The sequence below is a fragment of the Latilactobacillus parasakei genome (genome assembly GCF_049674265.1).
GTDB classification, from domain to species: Bacteria; Bacillota; Bacilli; order Lactobacillales; family Lactobacillaceae; genus Latilactobacillus; species Latilactobacillus sakei.
This window is the reverse complement of the sequence record NZ_CP186861.1, coordinates 1,681,506-1,699,949: the sequence shown is the minus strand read 5'-3', so window position 1 is coordinate 1,699,949 and position 18,444 is coordinate 1,681,506. Positions and strand designations below refer to the sequence as shown.

Annotated in this window: 7 protein-coding genes, 10 tRNA genes and 2 rRNA genes; 2 read left to right on the top strand and 17 right to left on the bottom strand. The window is 44.0% G+C overall.

What is annotated here, in order from left to right; all coding sequences use genetic code 11:
- Positions 1-152: 152 nt before the first annotated feature.
- From rpoC to ACPBEH_RS08440, 3 genes are all read right to left on the bottom strand, one after another.
- Positions 153-3,797: a DNA-directed RNA polymerase subunit beta' gene (gene rpoC, locus ACPBEH_RS08450; RefSeq protein ID WP_112260955.1), complete on the bottom strand. Its 3,645-nt coding sequence runs from the start codon at positions 3,795-3,797 to the stop codon at positions 153-155.
- 70 nt (positions 3,798-3,867) lie between these two features.
- Positions 3,868-7,461 (bottom strand): DNA-directed RNA polymerase subunit beta, encoded by a 3,594-nt coding sequence (locus tag ACPBEH_RS08445; protein WP_424348896.1) that lies wholly within the window; start codon positions 7,459-7,461, stop codon positions 3,868-3,870.
- Between the two features lie 258 nt (positions 7,462-7,719).
- Positions 7,720-8,052, bottom strand: a complete 333-nt coding sequence (locus ACPBEH_RS08440) for a carboxymuconolactone decarboxylase family protein (protein WP_011375458.1) — start codon at positions 8,050-8,052, stop codon at positions 7,720-7,722.
- A 182-nt stretch (positions 8,053-8,234) separates the two neighbouring features.
- Between ACPBEH_RS08440 and ACPBEH_RS08435 the strand changes: the two genes are divergently transcribed.
- Together ACPBEH_RS08435 and ACPBEH_RS08430 are read left to right on the top strand one after the other, a co-directional pair.
- The gene (locus ACPBEH_RS08435; RefSeq protein WP_424348895.1) at positions 8,235-9,119 is read left to right on the top strand and encodes a phosphate ABC transporter substrate-binding protein PstS family protein; all 885 of its coding nucleotides are present in this window, start codon (positions 8,235-8,237) and stop codon (positions 9,117-9,119) included.
- Between the two features lie 137 nt (positions 9,120-9,256).
- Complete coding sequence (locus ACPBEH_RS08430) at positions 9,257-11,182, top strand: fructose-1,6-bisphosphatase (RefSeq protein WP_424348894.1); 1,926 nt, start codon at positions 9,257-9,259, stop codon at positions 11,180-11,182.
- A gap of 68 nt (positions 11,183-11,250) precedes the next feature.
- Here the strand turns inward: ACPBEH_RS08430 and ACPBEH_RS08425 are convergent, their stop codons facing one another.
- From ACPBEH_RS08425 to ACPBEH_RS08360, 14 genes are all read right to left on the bottom strand, one after another.
- Positions 11,251-13,719 carry an ATP-dependent Clp protease ATP-binding subunit gene (locus tag ACPBEH_RS08425; protein ID WP_424348893.1) on the bottom strand — a complete coding sequence of 823 codons (2,469 nt, stop codon included), beginning with the start codon at positions 13,717-13,719 and terminating at the stop codon, positions 11,251-11,253.
- Between the two features lie 17 nt (positions 13,720-13,736).
- Positions 13,737-14,207 (bottom strand): CtsR family transcriptional regulator, encoded by a 471-nt coding sequence (locus tag ACPBEH_RS08420; RefSeq protein ID WP_424348892.1) that lies wholly within the window; start codon positions 14,205-14,207, stop codon positions 13,737-13,739.
- 158 nt (positions 14,208-14,365) lie between these two features.
- Positions 14,366-14,439 (bottom strand) — tRNA-Pro (locus ACPBEH_RS08415).
- Between the two features lie 33 nt (positions 14,440-14,472).
- Positions 14,473-14,544: transfer RNA gene (locus ACPBEH_RS08410), tRNA-Gly, on the bottom strand.
- 26 nt (positions 14,545-14,570) lie between these two features.
- Positions 14,571-14,644 (bottom strand) — tRNA-Pro (locus ACPBEH_RS08405).
- A 5-nt stretch (positions 14,645-14,649) separates the two neighbouring features.
- Positions 14,650-14,723 (bottom strand) — tRNA-Arg (locus ACPBEH_RS08400).
- A 14-nt stretch (positions 14,724-14,737) separates the two neighbouring features.
- Positions 14,738-14,823 (bottom strand) — tRNA-Leu (locus ACPBEH_RS08395).
- A 14-nt stretch (positions 14,824-14,837) separates the two neighbouring features.
- Positions 14,838-14,909: transfer RNA gene (locus tag ACPBEH_RS08390), tRNA-Gly, on the bottom strand.
- A gap of 7 nt (positions 14,910-14,916) precedes the next feature.
- A tRNA-Thr gene (locus ACPBEH_RS08385) sits at positions 14,917-14,989 on the bottom strand.
- 35 nt (positions 14,990-15,024) lie between these two features.
- A tRNA-Leu gene (locus ACPBEH_RS08380) sits at positions 15,025-15,108 on the bottom strand.
- 23 nt (positions 15,109-15,131) lie between these two features.
- Positions 15,132-15,204, bottom strand: a tRNA-Lys gene (locus tag ACPBEH_RS08375).
- Between the two features lie 2 nt (positions 15,205-15,206).
- Positions 15,207-15,279: transfer RNA gene (locus ACPBEH_RS08370), tRNA-Val, on the bottom strand.
- 10 nt (positions 15,280-15,289) lie between these two features.
- A 5S ribosomal RNA gene (gene rrf, locus ACPBEH_RS08365) occupies positions 15,290-15,406 on the bottom strand.
- Positions 15,407-15,497: 91 nt separating this feature from the next.
- Positions 15,498-18,416 (bottom strand): 23S ribosomal RNA (locus ACPBEH_RS08360).
- Positions 18,417-18,444: the final 28 nt, after the last annotated feature.

Below are 18,444 nucleotides of genomic sequence, written 5' to 3'. Positions count from 1 at the left end.
TAGACAAAAAGAGGCCCCGAGGGACCTCTTTTTTAACGTGCATTTAAAGGCATATTCCTGTGCCTAGCGCCGTCCGTCGAATAAGCGACTGTGTCGCTTATTCACCAGACTATGCTAGCGCTCGGAATATAACCGCCTTTAATTGCACTCATTTATTCTTTTGTTTCTTCTTGTTTCATTTGTGCTTCAATGTCACTGATTGAGTAAACATTTTCTGATACAGCACCGACTGTCTTAGGTTCCATATGACGATACTTCGCCATACCAGTACCAGCTGGGACAATCTTACCAATGATAACATTTTCTTTCAAACCAAGTAATGGATCGCTCTTACCGCGGATAGAAGCATCCGTTAAGACACGAGTTGTTTCTTGGAATGATGCGGCTGATAAGAAACTATTTGTTTCCAATGATGCTTTAGTAATACCAAGCAAGACAGGACGACAAGTAGCAGGTACGCCACCGCTAATTAAGGTATCGTGGTTACGGTCTGTAAATTCACTAATATCCATTAATGTACCAGGTAAGATTTCTGTATCACCTGGGTCCATGACACGGACTTTACGTAACATTTGACGGACCATAACTTCAACGTGTTTATCGCCGATTTCAATACCTTGCATACGGTAAACTTTTTGTACTTCATGCAAGAGATAGTTTTCAGTTGATAACACATCGCGAACTTTAATTAATTGCTTAGGATCGACAGAACCACCAGTGATTTTTTCACCACGGTGAATCATGTCGCCTTCGCTAACAATGATGTTTGACGTATAAGGCACGCTGTATGAACGTGTATCAGTTTCGCCTTGAACAGTGATTTCACGTGTGTGTTCTGCTGGGTTTTCTTCAACCGCAACAACTTCACCCGTTACTTCAGTGATAGTAGCGATAGCTTTAGGATTACGTGCTTCAAAAATTTCTTGGATACGAGGCAACCCTTGAGTGATATCTTCACCACCAGCAACCCCACCAGTATGGAAGTTACGCATTGTTAATTGCGTACCAGGTTCACCGATTGATTGGGCAGCAACAGTACCAACTGCTTCGCCAACTTCAACTTCTTCGCCGTTAGCCATGTTACGACCGTAACATTTCTTGCAGACACCGTGTTTTGTGTTACATGTGAAGACGGAACGAATTGTTACTTCTTCAACACCAGCATCAACAACAGCTTGAGCAAGTTGTTCATCCATCAATTGGTTCTTAGCAACCATTACTTCACCGGTTGTTGGATTAACAATCGTCTTCATTGCACAACGGCCGACAAGACGGTCATACAATGGTTCGATCATTTCATTACCTTCACGAAGTGAGTGAATTAGAAGACCACGATCAGTACCACAATCTTCTTCACGAATGATAACATCTTGTGCAACATCAACTAAACGACGTGTTAAGTAACCAGAATCGGCAGTCTTAAGAGCCGTATCAGTCATCCCTTTACGGGCACCATGGGTAGACATAAACATTTCCATGACAGAGAGGCCTTCACGGAAGTTTGATGTAACAGGAACTTCCATCATCCCACCATTAGGAGCAGCCATCAAGCCACGCATACCAGCAAGTTGCGTAAAGTTAGAGATATTACCACGGGCACCAGAATCAGACATCATTGAGATTGGGTTCGTTGGATCAAATGAATCCGTTAAACGTTGTTGGATGTCATCTTTAGCATCGTTCCAAATTTCAATAACACGCGCATGGCGTTCTTCATCTGTAATCAAACCGCGACGGAATTGTTTAGAAATCGTTGTAACTTTCTTATGAGCGTCATCAACAATTTCTTGTTTTTCAGGTAATTGAGGAACATCGGCAACCCCAACTGTTAAACCAGCATGAGTCGCTTGAACGTAACCTAAGGTCTTCATGTCATCCAATAAATCAGATGTCCGTTGAACCTTATATACCTTGAAGACTTGCGCAATGATATCACTTAAGAAACCTTTCTTAAATGGTAAGATTACGGGTGCGCTAGCCAAGTAATCATGAATATCTTCACCGTTGTCGATGAAATACTTGTCAGGAACACCATTCATTAAGTTATCTGTTGTTGGTTCATTTAAATATGGGAAGTCAGCTGGCATGATTTCGTTGAACATCACTTTACCAACACTCGTTACCATAATCTTGTGACGTTGATCATCTGTAAATGGACGGTTAGCCATATCAGCAACTGATAAACCAATCCGACTGTGCAAATGAACGTGTCCAGTTTGATAAGCCATCAAGACTTCGTTTGTATCTTTGAAGATCATGCCTTCGCCGAGACGATTCTTTTGTTCAAGAGTTAAGTAGTAGTTCCCTAAAACAACATCTTGAGATGGTGTAACGATTGGCTTACCATCTTTAGGTGCCAAGATATGATGAGCGGCAAGCATTAACATTCTTGCTTCTGCTTGTGCTTCGTCAGATAAAGGTACGTGGATAGCCATTTGGTCCCCATCAAAATCGGCATTGTAAGCTTCACAAGCTAATGGGTGAAGACGGATTGATTTACCGTCAACCAAGATTGGTTCGAAGGCTTGAATACCAAGTCTATGCAATGTAGGTGCTCGGTTCAATAGAACTGGGCGTTCCTTGATTACGTCTTCTAAAACGTCCCAAACATCGTCGTCTTGACGATCAATTTTACGTTTAGCGTTCTTGATATTTGAAGCCATATCGCGCTTAACCAATTCGTGCATCACGAATGGTTTGAACAATTCAAGTGCCATTTCACGTGGTAACCCACATTGATAGAACTTCAATGTAGGGCCAACATCGATAACTGAACGACCAGAATAATCGACACGTTTACCAAGTAAGTTTTGACGGAAACGACCTTGTTTCCCTTTCAACATGTGTGAAAGTGACTTCAATGGACGGTTACCAGGTCCAGTAACTGGACGGCCACGACGACCATTATCAATCAAAGCATCAACGGCTTCTTGAAGCATCCGTTTTTCATTTTGAACGATGATGTTTGGTGCCATTAAGTCTAACAAACGTTTCAAACGGTTGTTACGGTTAATAACCCGACGATACAAATCATTCAAATCAGAAGTTGCAAAACGGCCACCTTCAAGTTGAACCATCGGACGTAAATCCGGTGGAATAACTGGAATAGCATCCATTACCATCCAGTCAGGACGGTTACCTGACTTACGGAAGGCATCTAGGATGTCTAAACGACGGATAGCACGTGTTCTCTTTTGGCCTTGAGCTGACTTCAAGTTTTCCTTCAATTCAGCGACTTCGCCTTCAAGATCAACGTCTTGTAACAATTCTTTAATGGCTTCAGCACCCATTTTGGCGTTGAATTTGTTGCCATATTCATCTAATTTTTCACGGTATTCGCGTTCTGTCATCAATTGTTTCTTTTCAAGCGCTGTATCACCTGGGTCGATAACAACGTATGATGCGAAGTAAATAACTTCTTCCAAAGCACGAGGGCTCATGTCTAAGACAAGACCCATCCGACTAGGAATACCTTTGAAATACCAGATATGTGTAACAGGCGCTGCTAATTCAATGTGACCCATGCGTTCGCGACGAACTTTTGAACGTGTAACTTCAACGCCACAACGGTCACAGACGATTCCTTTATAACGAATCCGTTTGTACTTACCACAAGCACATTCCCAATCTTTTGTAGGGCCAAAGATTCTTTCATCAAAAAGGCCATCGCGTTCAGGTTTTAAGGTACGGTAATTGATTGTTTCTGGCTTCTTAACTTCACCATATGACCAACTACGGATTTTGTCTGAAGATGCTAAACCAATTTGCATGCTTTCAAACTTATTGACATCTATCAAAGGGCGACCTCCTCATTATTTGTAAGATAGTCAAGTGTTTTACGCACTCTACTAATCCGATATCAAACGCTTATTCTGCTGATGGATCTTCTGCACTTGCTGCTTGTGCTTTTTCAGCTTCTTGTTGCGCTTTCTTTTCTTCTTGTTCTTTTGCGTATTTAGATAAGGCATCAACGTTAACAACATCGTCATCATCGTCATCCATATCGCGCAATTCAATTTCTTGATTATCGATATCTAAGACTTTCATGTCTAAACCAAGTGATTGTAATTCTTTAACCAATACTCGGAATGATTCCGGTACACCAGGTTTTGGAATTGGTTCACCCTTAACGATTGCTTCGTATGTCTTCACACGACCAACAACGTCATCAGACTTGTAAGTTAAGATTTCTTGTAAGGTATAAGCGGCACCGTAAGCTTCAAGGGCCCAAACTTCCATTTCACCGAAACGTTGGCCACCAAATTGTGCTTTACCACCCAATGGTTGTTGCGTAACAAGTGAGTATGGTCCGATTGAACGGGCATGAAGTTTATCGTCAACCATGTGGGCTAGTTTCATGTAGTACATGACACCAACTGACACACGTGTATCGAATGGTTCACCGGTACGACCATCATAAAGAATGCTCTTACCATCAGAAGGCATGTTTGCTTCACGAACAGCAGCCCATAAATCTTTATCTTGCGCACCATCAAAGACAGGTGTTGCAACATGGATACCTAAGTTTCTAGCAGCCATACCAAGATGTAATTCAAGCACTTGTCCGATATTCATACGAGAAGGCACACCCATGGGACTCAATAAGATATCAACTGGGGTACCATCTGGCATGTATGGCATATCTTCTTCAGGAACCACGATTGAAACAGTCCCTTTGTTACCATGACGTCCAGCCATCTTATCGCCGACTTGGATCTTACGTTTTTGTGTAATGTAAACACGAACCATCATGTTAACACCTGGTGATAATTCATCGCCAGCTTCACGCGTAAAGATCTTAACGTCTTGGATAATACCGCCGCCACCATGAGGTACTTTCAATGACGTATCGCGAACTTCGCGGGCTTTTTCACCGAAGATAGCATGCAATAGACGTTCTTCAGCTGATAATTCTGTCACACCCTTAGGCGTTACCTTACCAACTAAAATGTCGCCGTCTTTAACTTCTGCACCAACACGGACAATCCCGAATTCGTCAAGATCCTTCAATGAATCTTCGCCAACGTTAGGAATTTCACGTGTGATTTCTTCAGGTCCAAGTTTTGTATCACGTGCTTCTGATTCGTATTCTTCAATATGAATTGATGTATACAAATCTTCTTTAACTAAGCGTTCTGAAAGAACGATAGCATCTTCGTAGTTATACATATTCCAAGTCATGAAAGCGATCAATGGGTTTTGACCTAAGGCTAATTCGCCTTTTTCCATAGCTGGTCCATCAGCGATAATTTCATCAACATCAACGTGATCGCCTTTTGCAACGATTGGGCGTTGGTTGTAGTTTTTACCAGCATTTGAACGACGGAATTTCATTAATTCGTACGTATCTAATGAGCTGTCTTCACGACGAACACGAATAACTTTCGCATCGACATATTCAACAGTTCCGGCATGTTGTGCTAATAAAGCAATCCCTGAATCGTGGGCTGCTTTGTATTCCATCCCAGTCCCAACAAGTGGTGCATGTGGGTTAACCAAAGGAACAGCTTGACGTTGCATGTTAGCACCCATCAAGGCACGGTTTGAATCATCGTTTTCCAAGAAAGGAATGCAGGCCGTAGCGACAGCAACTACTTGCTTAGGCGAAACGTCCATGTAATCTAACTTGTCGATTGATGTTTCGATATTGTCATCCTTGTAACGGGCCAAGACCGTGTTATCAACGAATGAACCATCATCGTTTAATGGTGAGTTGGCTTGCGCAATGACATAGTTATCTTCTTCGTCGGCTGTTAAATAGTCGATCTTATCAGTAACATCATGTGTATCCCAACTAACACGACGATATGGTGTTTCAATGAAGCCATAACGGTTAACAACAGCGTAGCTAGCTAAACTATTGATCAAACCGATATTAGGGCCTTCAGGTGTTTCGATTGGGCACATACGACCATAATGCGTATAGTGAACATCTCGAACTTCATAACCGGCACGGTCACGAGTCAAACCACCAGGTCCTAAGGCAGATAGACGACGTTTATGCGTCAATTCGCCAAGTGGGTTGGTTTGATCCATGAATTGTGACAATTGTGATGAACCGAAGAATTCCTTGATTGAAGCAACAACTGGCCGGATATTGATCAATTGTTGTGGTGTTACGGTACTTGTGTCTTGGATTGACATCCGTTCACGAACCACACGTTCCATCCGTGATAAACCGATCCGGAATTGGTTTTGTAATAATTCACCAACTGAACGGATACGACGGTTACCTAAATGATCAATATCATCCGTTGAACCTAAACCTTCTTGTAAGTTAAAGAAGTAGTTCATTGAAGCGATGATATCAGCAGGAATCACATGTTTCACTTTGGCATCGATATGACCATTACCAATTAAGTTAATTTCTTTATCAGGTGTCTTTTGTGAGTAAACTTTAATGACTTGGAGTGTCATTGGTTCAGGCAAGACGCCTTCGTCAGAAGGTTGGTAAGTAACAGCTTTGAAGTCTTCTTGATCCAAATAAGGTGCCAAGGCATCCATTACTTGACGATCAACAACAGTATCTTTAGCAGCAATTACTTCGCCTGTGTCAGGATCAGCCAATGTTTCAGCCAATGTTTGACCCAATAAACGTGTCTTCAAGCTTAATTTCTTATTGATCTTGTAACGACCAACAGAAGCTAAATCATAACGTTTAGCATCGAAGAAACGGGCAAAAAGTAATGAACGTGAGCTATCAGCTGTCTTAGGTTCGCCTGGGCGAAGTCTTTCATAGACATCTTTCAAAGCTTCTTCCGTTCTTGAGTCGTCAGTATTCTTATGGATATCTTTTTCTAACGTCAACATTAATGAATCGTTGTCGCCCAAGATATCGATAATTTCTTGATCAGACCCGTAACCTAAAGCACGTACTAAAACAGACATTGGAATCTTACGTGTCCGATCAATACGAACGTATGCAATATCCTTGGCATCTGTTTCAAATTCTAACCAAGCACCCCGGTTAGGGATGACAGTTGTGCCGTAAGTTGTCCGGCTATTTTTATCAATAGCACTGTTGAAATAAACACCAGGTGAACGTACTAATTGAGAAACGATAACACGTTCTGCACCATTAATAATGAAAGTCCCTTGGTCTGTCATCAATGGGAAGTCCCCAAAGAAGACGTCTTGAGATTTAATTTCACCAGTTTCATGGTTTGTTAATTTCAAAGTAACGTGTAATGGTGCTGAATAGTTGGCATCATGTTGTCTTGCTTCTTCGACCGTATATTTAGGTTCAAGAAGTTGATAATCAACGAATTCTAATGATAAGTTACCAGCAAAATCGTCGATTGGCATGATGTCATCAAACATTTCACGAAGCCCTTCGTCTAAAAACCATTGATAGGAATTAGATTGGATTTCGATCAAGTTTGGTAGTTCCAACACTTCTTTAATCCGTGCATAGCTTCTACGTGTCCGATGTTTACCGTAATTGACTAAGTGTCCTGCCAAATTGTTCACCCCTCTATAAGTTTTCCGCAGTACTTAATGTTACAAAAATGTGACAAAGATTAAGAAAAGATTACATCGCCATATTTTCGAGTTTTTAAGCAGAAAAAAAACAAAAATAGTTGATTTGCTTGATTAAAATCAGCCTCACTATTTTTGCTTTTCATGAATACCGTGCTGGACAATAGATCAGCACAATAAATTTTTCTACGGATTTTCGCAGTTAATTGATAATATACCTTATTTCCTATTAAAAGTCAATCACTGACGCTCATCGAAATAGGCCAATGCTTTGCCCCCATAAACCGTCCCAGGACCGCCCGACATCATGACTGCCGTGTTGATTGTTTCAATCACTTCATCCCGACTAACGCCTTCTTTAATGAGGCGATTCATATGACTGAGGATGCAGCCCTCACACCGCGTCGCAATCGCAATCCCTAATGCAATCAATTCTTTTTCCTTCACCGTTAAGGCACCATCTTTGACGTTAGCCTTGTGCAAGTCACCAAACGCCCCCATTACTTCGGGCGACGCTTCTTTGAGTGCCGCGTATTCCTTCTTACCGGTTTGTGCCTGTTCTGAATAAGTCATCTGAATACCTCCTTGTTTTAATAACTCTACTATAACAAAGAAACCGTTTTTAACATGCTGATATGCATTTTTTACAATTTCATCACACTACTTTTACCATCTTTACAGTAATTACGGGTCAATCTTTACACTGGCTCGCTATACTTTTATTTGTACCTTAATTCAGGCTGGGAGGCTTAATTATGAAGAGAATGAGCACAGTATTACTATCAATCGGCACTATCGCCCTCTTATTAGCGGGTTGTCAAGGCAAACAAGCAAGTCAAGGTGATTCAAAAGAACAGTCGGCTAAAATCACAGCGGTTGGGTCAACGGCGCTTCAACCCCTTGTTGAACAAGCTGGCGCAACTTATCAAACAAAACATGCCGGCATCGACATCACGGTTCAAGGTGGCGGTTCAGGGACCGGGCTAGCACAAGTCAGCGATGGTAGTGTCACGATTGGTAACTCTGACATCTTTGCGGAAGAAAAAGCCGGCATCAATGCTAAGAAGCTTGTTGATCACAAGGTCGCAGTCGTCGCAATTGCCCCCGTCGTGAACGAAAAACTCGGTATCAAATCATTAACACAGGCACAACTAAAAGACATCTTCACTGGTAAAATTAAGAACTGGCACGCAGTTGGCGGCCCTGACCAATCAATTACCGTCGTTAACCGCGCACAAGGTAGCGGCACACGCCAAACTTTCGAAAATCTCGGTCTGAAAACGAATAAAGTCATGACCAGCCAAGAACAAGATTCATCGGGCACTGTTCAAAAAATCGTGCGCCAAACTCCGGGGGCCATTAGTTACCTCGCCTTTCCTTATATTAAGGATGGTTTGAAAGCTGTCGCACTTGATAAGGTTCAACCAACCACTAAAAACGTCCTCACCAACCAATGGCCTATCTGGTCTTACGAACATGCTTATACGAAGGGGGCGCCTAATTACCAAACCGCTAAATTTATTAATTACCTTCAATCTAAAGACGTGCAAAAAACACTTGTGCCTAAACTCGGTTACATCCCAATGACGCAAATGAAAGTGGAACGACATGCTGATGGTAGCATCCAAGACGTTAAATAATAATTCTTTAAAGACGGCTAAAATCAGCCGTCTTTTTATATTGGTATAGACAAAAATATTAAGCGAAATAATAAGCTTAACATTCAATCGCAAAATTGGTATAATTTAAACTATCAGTTTATGAAGGAGTCTTATTCATGATAAACAATAAAATGAAAACGCTATCCGATAAATATCCAACGAAAATGGCCGTTACTTCTGAAATCATCAATCTCAAGGCTATCTTAAACTTACCCAAACCAACCGAGGCCTTTATGAGCGACCTCCATGGTGAATACGATGCTTTCCAACATCTCATCCGGACCGGTGCCGGTAACTTACGCCAAAAAATCAATGAGCTCTTCTCCGGCGAGATGACCCCTGAGACGATGCAGGCCTTCGCTTTTCTCGTCTACTATCCCACCGAACGATTAGCGCTCAAACACAAGGCCCTCTCAGAAAATGAATTAAATCAGTGGTACCTGACGACTTTTAAACGGATGATTGACCTGCTTAAATTCGTTTCAACGAAATACACGCGTTCTAAAGTCCGTAAAGCGATGGCGCCCGACTTCGTCTACATCACCGAAGAATTAATGTACGGCGATGTCGCCAACGTTGATAAAAAGCGTTACTTCCAAGAAATTACCGCAACCATTATTGAATTAGGCCAAGCCGACGCGTTAATTATCGCCACAAGTCACACAATTCAGCGCCTCGTTGTTGACCAATGGCACATCATCGGTGATATTTACGACCGGGGCCCTCATCCCGACTTGATTGTTGACCAATTGACCCAATTGCCAGCGGTCGATGTCCAATGGGGGAATCACGATATTTTATGGTTCGGTGCAGCCAGTGGTTCTGAACTTTGTTTACTAAACCTACTGCGAATTTGTGCCCGTTATAATAACCTCGCAATTATTGAAGAAACCTACGGGATTGATTTAACCGACTTGGTCCGTTTTGCGGCCCAACACTATCAGGCTAATCCCGCCTTCATGCCGGTCGAAGATCCTAACCAAGGCCCACTAACGCTTTCGGAAAAACTAAAAATTAGCCAGGTCCAACAAGCGTTAGCCATCATGCAATTCAAACTTGAGTTAACGGTGATTAAACGCCATCCCGAATTCAACATGGATCACCGGCTCCTATTGTCGCAAGTCGACTTTAAGCGCCGCATCTTGCACCTCAACGGACAGGAATACCCACTAGAAAACACCTGTTTCCAACTCGTTGATCCCGAGAACCCCGAAGCTTTAACGGCGGAAGAAAGCCAAATCATCGCGGATTTACTGGCCGCCTTCACGCGCTGTCAGAAATTGCGCAAACACCTGACCTTTTTAATTGATCATGGTAGTATGTACCGCATTTACAATCAAAACTTACTCTTCCATGGCTGCTTGCCCGTTGATGCTGAAGGACACTTCCTAACACTGACCCTCGCTAATCAAAACTATGCCGGCAAACAGTTACTTGATTTCTTCGATCAACAAATTCGCTCGAGTTTTAACCACCCCTTACACCAGGCAAACCTCTCGACAGATTTGTTGTGGTATCTATGGACAGGGCCGTTGTCACCACTCTTTGGTAAGAACGCGATGACGACCTTTGAACGTTACTTCTGTCCAGATCCCGAAACCCACATTGAAACTAAAAACGCCTATTACAGTCTGCGCCACGACGCCGATTTCATCCAGCAACTCCTCAGCGAATTCAATCTTTCTCCTGAAACCGGCCATATCCTAAACGGCCACACGCCGGTCAAAAAAGGTCACGACCCCATTATGGCCAACCGCCAAATGATTGTGATCGATGGCGGATTTTCAAAAGCTTACCATCATACAACTGGTATCGGCGGTTTTACCCTACTCTATAATTCTTACGGGATGCAGCTGGTAACCCACCAACCCTTCACGACCAAGGCCGATGCGATTGCCAATATGAAAGATATCATCTCAACACGGCGGGTCATCGACCAAGTTAGCCAACGACAACGGGTGAGTCAAACCAATATTGGTGCAGCCATCAAAACCGAAATCGAACAACTCCAAACATTACTAACGATTCAACCGGATCATTAATAACATTAAAAAGCGCCCAGACAAAATCAATTTGTCTGGGCGCTTTTTAATATTGTTGGTACTCACTCTTATTTAACAGTTGTTTTTTCTTTTTTACTATTAATGGTAATTTCACCTTTGGTAGCACCAATTGTGACTGGTGTATCCGTTGTGATTTCACCAGCTAATAAGGCTTCACTCAAGCGATCTTCAACTTGCGTTTGTAATGCACGGCGAATTGGGCGCGCACCGTATTCTGGATCAAATCCGGCTTTAGCCACAACATCCATCGCTGCCGCAGTCATCTTGATCTTAACACCTTGTTCCGCTAAGCGGTTTAAGATGCCTTTGGACATAATCTTGACGATTTCACGCAATTCAGGTTGTGTTAATGAGTGGAAGACCACCGTTTCGTCAATTCGGTTTAAAAATTCTGGTCGGAATGACTTCTTCAATTCTTCCAAAATCCGGCCTTGCATTGCTTTATAGTCGGCAGTGACATCTTTGACCCCAAAACCAACTGACTTGTCATCACGTAAGGCTGTTGCCCCTAAGTTAGATGTCATAATCATGATTGTGTTCCGGAAATCAACCTTCCGCCCCTTAGAATCTGTCAAATAGCCATCATCTAAGACTTGTAACAAGATATTGAAGACATCTGGATGAGCTTTTTCAACTTCATCAAAAAGAACAACGGAATAAGGTTTGTTACGGACTTTTTCAGTTAATTGGCCACCTTCGTCGTAACCGACGTAACCAGGTGCTGCCCCGACTAAACGACTCGTACTGTAACGTTCCATGTATTCTGACATATCAACCCGGATCAAGTTATCTTCAGACCCAAACATCGCTTCTGCCAATGCTTTAGCCAACTCAGTCTTCCCAACCCCAGTAGGGCCTAAGAACATAAATGAACCGATTGGCCGCTTGGGATCTTTCAAGCCACTGCGGGCCCGACGAATTGCACGGGCGACAGCTGAAATCGCTTCTTCTTGGCCAACAACCCGTTCGTGTAAGACTTTTTCGAGTTGCAACAAGCGTTCGCTTTCTTTACGTTGCAATTGCGTCACTGGGACACCTGTCCATTGGGCAACGACTTGTGCGATATCTTCTGGTTGGACTTGAATATCTGTCCGGATACCATTTTCTTGTTCGGCTGCTTGGCGCTTAGCCATTTTAGCCTTAGCGATAATTTCTTTTTCGTGAATGGCAGCAGCTTTTTCGAAATCTTGCGCACCGACTGCTGCTTCTTTTTCCTTAGCTAATGCTTGTAGTTCAGTTTCTAAGCGGTCGATTGGTGATTTTTGGTTAACCGCATCTAAGCGAACCTTCGCAGCCGCTTCATCCATCAAATCAATTGCCTTATCAGGTAAGAAGCGGTTGGTGATATACCGGTTTGCTAAAACAACGGCTTCGTGTAATGCTTCATCAGAGATTGTGATGCCATGATGTTCTTCGTAACGTGGTCTTAACCCACGTAAGATTTGTTCCGCATCCTCTGGTGTTGGTTCATCAACCGTCACGGTCGCGAAACGACGTTCTAAAGCCGCATCTTTTTCGATGTATTTTTGGTATTCATCAAGGGTTGTTGCACCGATTAATTGCAATTCACCACGGGCAAGGGCTGGTTTCAAGATGTTTGAGGCGTCAATTGCGCCTTCTGCCCCACCAGCACCGATTAAGGTATGCAATTCATCGATAAAAAGGATTACTTGGCCATCTTCATGGATTTCTTCAATAATCTTCTTGAGACGATCTTCAAATTCCCCACGATACTTAGTGCCAGCAACTAATGAGCCCATATCAAGCATCATTAACCGTTTTTGTTGCATATCGCTTGGCACATCGCCGTTGATAATCCGTTGGGCAAAGCCTTCAGCAATCGCTGTTTTACCGACACCGGGTTCGCCAACTAAAACTGGATTATTCTTAGAACGACGCGCTAAGATTTGCACGAGACGTTTAACTTCTGAATCACGACCAACGACTGGATCAATTTGATTTTCACGGGCCATTTGCGTTAAATCACGTGCTAATTGATTCAAGGTAGGCGTGCCTTCTTGATCAACCTTTTTTGCACTGGCTTTAGCACGCTTCTTAGCAGTCGCTGCATCAATCCCCATCTTTTGGAGTAATAATTGACGTGTTTTAGCTAAACTGAGGCCTAAGTTTAATAGAATACGGGCCGCAATAATGTCATCATCGCGTAATAACGCTAATAATAGGTGTGCCGTCCCAATTTTGACTGAGTTAGCTTGTTGTGATTCAACGCGCGCTAAATCTAGCACTTGTTTAGCTTTAGGTGAGTATGGCAAATAGCCGCCCACACCCATGGCAACGATTGAATCGCCATAACCGGTTAAGCGTTCAATTTCTTCTAAGACATCAGTGGGTGTCACACCGAGTTCACGTAGTGCGTTCCCAGCAATCCCTTCGCTTTCGAGGACGAGCGCTAATAACAGATGTTCCGTCCCTAATGCATGATGATTAAACTTCTTAGCTTGTTCTTGCGCTAACATTAAAACGTTTTTGGCACTTGGTGTAAATAGATTATTCATGGATAATCCCCCACTCTTTACTTAATTTCGTAACGTAATCTTTCTAAGACAGCAATTAGCATTCGTGCGCGTAATTGCTCTTCTAACTGCTTATCATTGACGGCTAATGTCTGCGCATTTAGCATTGCTAATACCAAATTCCCCTCTTTTTGCGATAAAATATGCTCATCATAGAGTTTTTGGATAATAGCTAATGTATCGGCTTGCGAGATTCGATCCTCAACACTACCAATCAACGCTTCTAAAAAGTCGCGATCATCTAAGAATTGAACCTTAACGATGCGAATGTAGCCGCCCCCGCCACGCTTACTATTGACGACATACCCTCGTTGTTCTGTAAACCGGGTATTAATCACATAGTTGATTTGCGACGGGACACAGTTAAATAATTTGGCAATTTCGGAGCGTCGAATTTCAATCTGCTCGCTGTCAGCCAATATTTTTTTCAAATAGGCTTCAATAATATCCGAGATATTCTGACTTTGCAAATAGATCAATCCCTTTTTTTCATTCTTCAGCGCTTATAATTCAGTCTAAAAATTTAACTTTGACTAACGTTGACTATTATTATAACGATTATTCGTTCAAAAGGAAAGTTTGAAGAACTGCACAAAAAAAGACTTGTTCGACAACAAGTCTTTGAGAGTCGGGAAAACAAGATTTGAACTTGCGGCCCCTACGCCCCGAACGTAGTGCTCTACCAAACTGAGCTACTTCCCGGAGAGTTATTTAATTATTTACGGGTACAAAAAAAGCGGAAGACGGGATTCGAACCCGCGACCCCCACCATGGCAAGGTGATGTTCTACCACTGAACTACTTCCGCATTTTTTATTAACTTTTTGTATCCAGTCGGGAAAACAGGATTCGAACCTGCGACCCCCTGGTCCCAAACCAGGTGCTCTACCAAGCTGAGCTATTTCCCGTTATATGCACCCAGTAGGAGTCGAACCTACAACCTTCTGATTCGTAGTCAGACACTCTATCCAGTTGCGCTATGGGTGCATTTTTCATTATGATGCCGAGGACCGGAATCGAACCGGTACGGTAGTCACCTACCGCGGGATTTTAAGTCCCGTGCGTCTGCCAGTTCCGCCACCCCGGCTTAATCATAATGAAAGCGGAAGACGGGATTCGAACCCGCGACCCCCACCATGGCAAGGTGATGTTCTACCACTGAACTACTTCCGCATCTTAATGCCGACTAGACGATTCGAACGCCCGACCCTCTGATTACAAATCAGATGCTCTACCAACTGAGCTAAGTCGGCATAATAAGATAACTTTCATTGAATATTCAATTGAATGCGGGTGAAGGGACTTGAACCCCCACGTCTATATAGACACTAGAACCTAAATCTAGCGCGTCTGCCAATTCCGCCACACCCGCATTTTGGCGTGTAACTTGGCCGATGAGTCGTGACAGGCTCGAACTGTCGACCCTCTGATTAAAAGTCAGATGCTCTACCAACTGAGCTAACGACTCAATGGAGGTTACAGGGCTCGAACCTGTGACCCTCTGCTTGTAAGGCAGACGCTCTCCCAACTGAGCTAAACCTCCATTAAATATAGCGTGGCAACGTCCTATCCTCGCAGGTAGTTTCCCACCAACTACTATCGGCGCTAAGAAGCTTAACTACTGTGTTCGACATGGGAACAGGTGTATCCTTCTTGCTATCGCCACCACACTATTTTGTGCTTTCGCACTGAGAAGAACTTCGTTCTCTCAAAACTGCATAATAAGTAATATTTTCATTTCAAAAGCCAAACATTGCACCTTTGGTTAAGTCCTCGACCGATTAGTACTAGTCCGCTCCATACATCGCTGTACTTCCACTCCTAGCCTATCTACCTGATCATCTTTCAGGGGTCTTACTTCCATAAAGGAATGGGAAATCTCATCTCGAGGGGGGCTTCACACTTAGATGCTTTCAGCGTTTATCCCTGCCATACATAGCTACCCAGCGATGCGCCTGGCGGCACAACTGGTACACCAGAGGTATGTCCATCCCGGTCCTCTCGTACTAAGGACAGCTCCTCTCAAATTTCCTGCGCCCGCGACGGATAGGGACCGAACTGTCTCACGACGTTCTGAACCCAGCTCGCGTACCGCTTTAATGGGCGAACAGCCCAACCCTTGGGACCGACTACAGCCCCAGGATGCGATGAGCCGACATCGAGGTGCCAAACCTCCCCGTCGATGTGGACTCTTGGGGGAGATAAGCCTGTTATCCCCAGGGTAGCTTTTATCCGTTGAGCGATGGCCCTTCCATACGGAACCACCGGATCACTAAGTCCGACTTTCGTCCCTGCTCGATTTGTCAATCTCACAGTCAAGCTCTCTTATACCTTTACACTCTACGAATGATTTCCAACCATTCTGAGAGAACCTTTGAGCGCCTCCGTTACACTTTAGGAGGCGACCGCCCCAGTCAAACTGCCCACCTGACACTGTCTCCCGCCACGCTAAGTGGCGCGGGTTAGAGTGGTCATACAGTTAGGGTAGTATCCCACCAACGCCTCAATCGAAACTAGCGTTCCGATTTCTACGGCTCCTACCTATCCTGTACAAACTGTACAAACACTCAATATCAAGCTACAGTAAAGCTCCATGGGGTCTTTCCGTCCTGTCGCGGGTAACCCGCATCTTCACGGGTATTATAATTTCACCGAGTCTCTCGTTGAGACAGTGCCCAAATCATTACGCCTTTCGTGCGGGTCGGAACTTACCCGACAAGGAATTTCGCTACCTTAGGACCGTTATAGTTACGGCCGCCGTTTACTGGGGCTTCAATTCTGGGCTTCGCTTGCGCTAACTCATCCTCTTAACCTTCCAGCACCGGGCAGGCGTCAGCCCCTATACGTCATCTTACGATTTTGCAGAGACCTGTGTTTTTGATAAACAGTTGTTTGGGCCTATTCACTGCGGCTGACCTGACGGTCAGCACCCCTTCTCCCGAAGTTACGGGGTCATTTTGCCGAGTTCCTTAACGAGAGTTCACTCGCTCACCTTAGGATATTCTCCTCGACCACCTGTGTCGGTTTACGGTACGGGTAGTTTATTTCTCACTAGAAGCTTTTCTTGGCAGTGTAACATCAGGAACTTCGCTACTTAATTTCGCTCCCCATCACAACTTGTCCTTAAAGAATCAAGCATTTCACTCAACTCAAGACTTGTTGCTTGGACACACATTTCCAGTCGTGTGCATTCCTTAGCTTCCTGCGTCCCTCCATCATTCAAACAAAATAAACTAGTACAGGAATATCAACCTGTTATCCATCGACTACGCCTCTCGGCCTCGCCTTAGGTCCCGACTAACCCTGGGAGGACGAGCCTTCCCCAGGAAACCTTAGTCATACGGTGGATCAGATTCTCACTGATCTTTCGCTACTCATGCCGGCATTCTCACTTCTAAGCGCTCCACTAGTCCTTACGATCTAGCTTCATCGCCCTTAGAACGCTCTCCTACCGCGGACACTTACGTGTCCACCCACAGTTTCGGTATTATGTTTAGCCCCGGTACATTTTCGGCGCAGCGGCACTCGACTAGTGAGCTATTACGCACTCTTTAAATGGTGGCTGCTTCTGAGCCAACATCCTAGTTGTCTGTGCACCGCCACATCCTTTTCCACTTAACATAAATTTTGGGACCTTAACTGGTGATCTGGGCTGTTTCCCTTTCGACTACGGATCTTATCACTCGCAGTCTGACTCCCGGAACTAAATCAATGGTATTCGGAGTTTATCTGAATTCAGTAACCCATGACGGGCCCCTAGTCCAAACAGTGCTCTACCTCCATGATCCAATATTCCGAGGCTAGCCCTAAAGCTATTTCGGAGAGAACCAGCTATCTCCAAGTTCGATTGGAATTTCACCGCTACCCACACCTCATCCCCGCCATTTTCAACTGACGTGGGTTCGGTCCTCCAGTGTGTTTTACCACACCTTCAACCTGGACATGGGTAGGTCACTTGGTTTCGGGTCTACATCTATATACTCACTCGCCCATTTCAGACTCGCTTTCGCTACGGCTCCAGCTTTTCACTTTAACCTCGCATATAAACGTAACTCGCCGGTTCATTCTACAAAAGGCACGCCATCACTCATTAACGAGCTTTGACTAATTGTAGGCACATGGTTTCAGGATCTATTTCACTCCCCTTCCGGGGTGCTTTTCACCTTTCCCTCACGGTACTGGTTCACTATCGGTCACTAGGGAGTATTTAGCCTTGGGAGATGGTCCTCCCGGATTCCGACGGAATTTCACGTGTTCCGCCGTACTCAGGATCCAGAACGGAGGTTAAGTTGTTTAATCTACGTGGTTATCACACTCTTTGACTCAGCTTCCCAGCTGATTCGATTACAACTTAACTTGGTAACTCCAAAGTTCTGTCCTACAACCCCAAGAAGCAAGCTTCTTGGTTTGGGCTCTTCCCCGTTCGCTCGCCGCTACTTAGGGAATCGATTTTTCTTTCTCTTCCTGAAGGTACTTAGATGTTTCAGTTCCCCTCGTCTACCTTCATTAAGCTATGTATTCACTTAATGATAATACTCGATTAAAAGTATTGGGTTCCCCCATTCGGAAATCTCCGGATCAAAGCTTACTTACAGCTCCCCGAAGCATATCGGTGTTAGTACCGTCCTTCATCGGCTCCTAGTGCCAAGGCATCCACCATGCGCCCTTTATAACTTAACCTATCTTTACCTACGGTAAAGGGTTATTA

Excerpts from the sequence above, each read along its gene's own strand:
- ACPBEH_RS08435 (WP_424348895.1), top strand. The coding sequence starts at position 8,235 with ATGAAGAGAATGAGCACAGTATTACTATCAATCGGCACTATCGCCCTC.
- ACPBEH_RS08440 (WP_011375458.1), bottom strand. The coding sequence starts at position 8,052 with ATGACTTATTCAGAACAGGCACAAACCGGTAAGAAGGAATACGCGGCA.
- ACPBEH_RS08430 (WP_424348894.1), top strand. The coding sequence starts at position 9,257 with ATGATAAACAATAAAATGAAAACGCTATCCGATAAATATCCAACGAAA.
- ACPBEH_RS08425 (WP_424348893.1), bottom strand. The coding sequence starts at position 13,719 with ATGAATAATCTATTTACACCAAGTGCCAAAAACGTTTTAATGTTAGCG.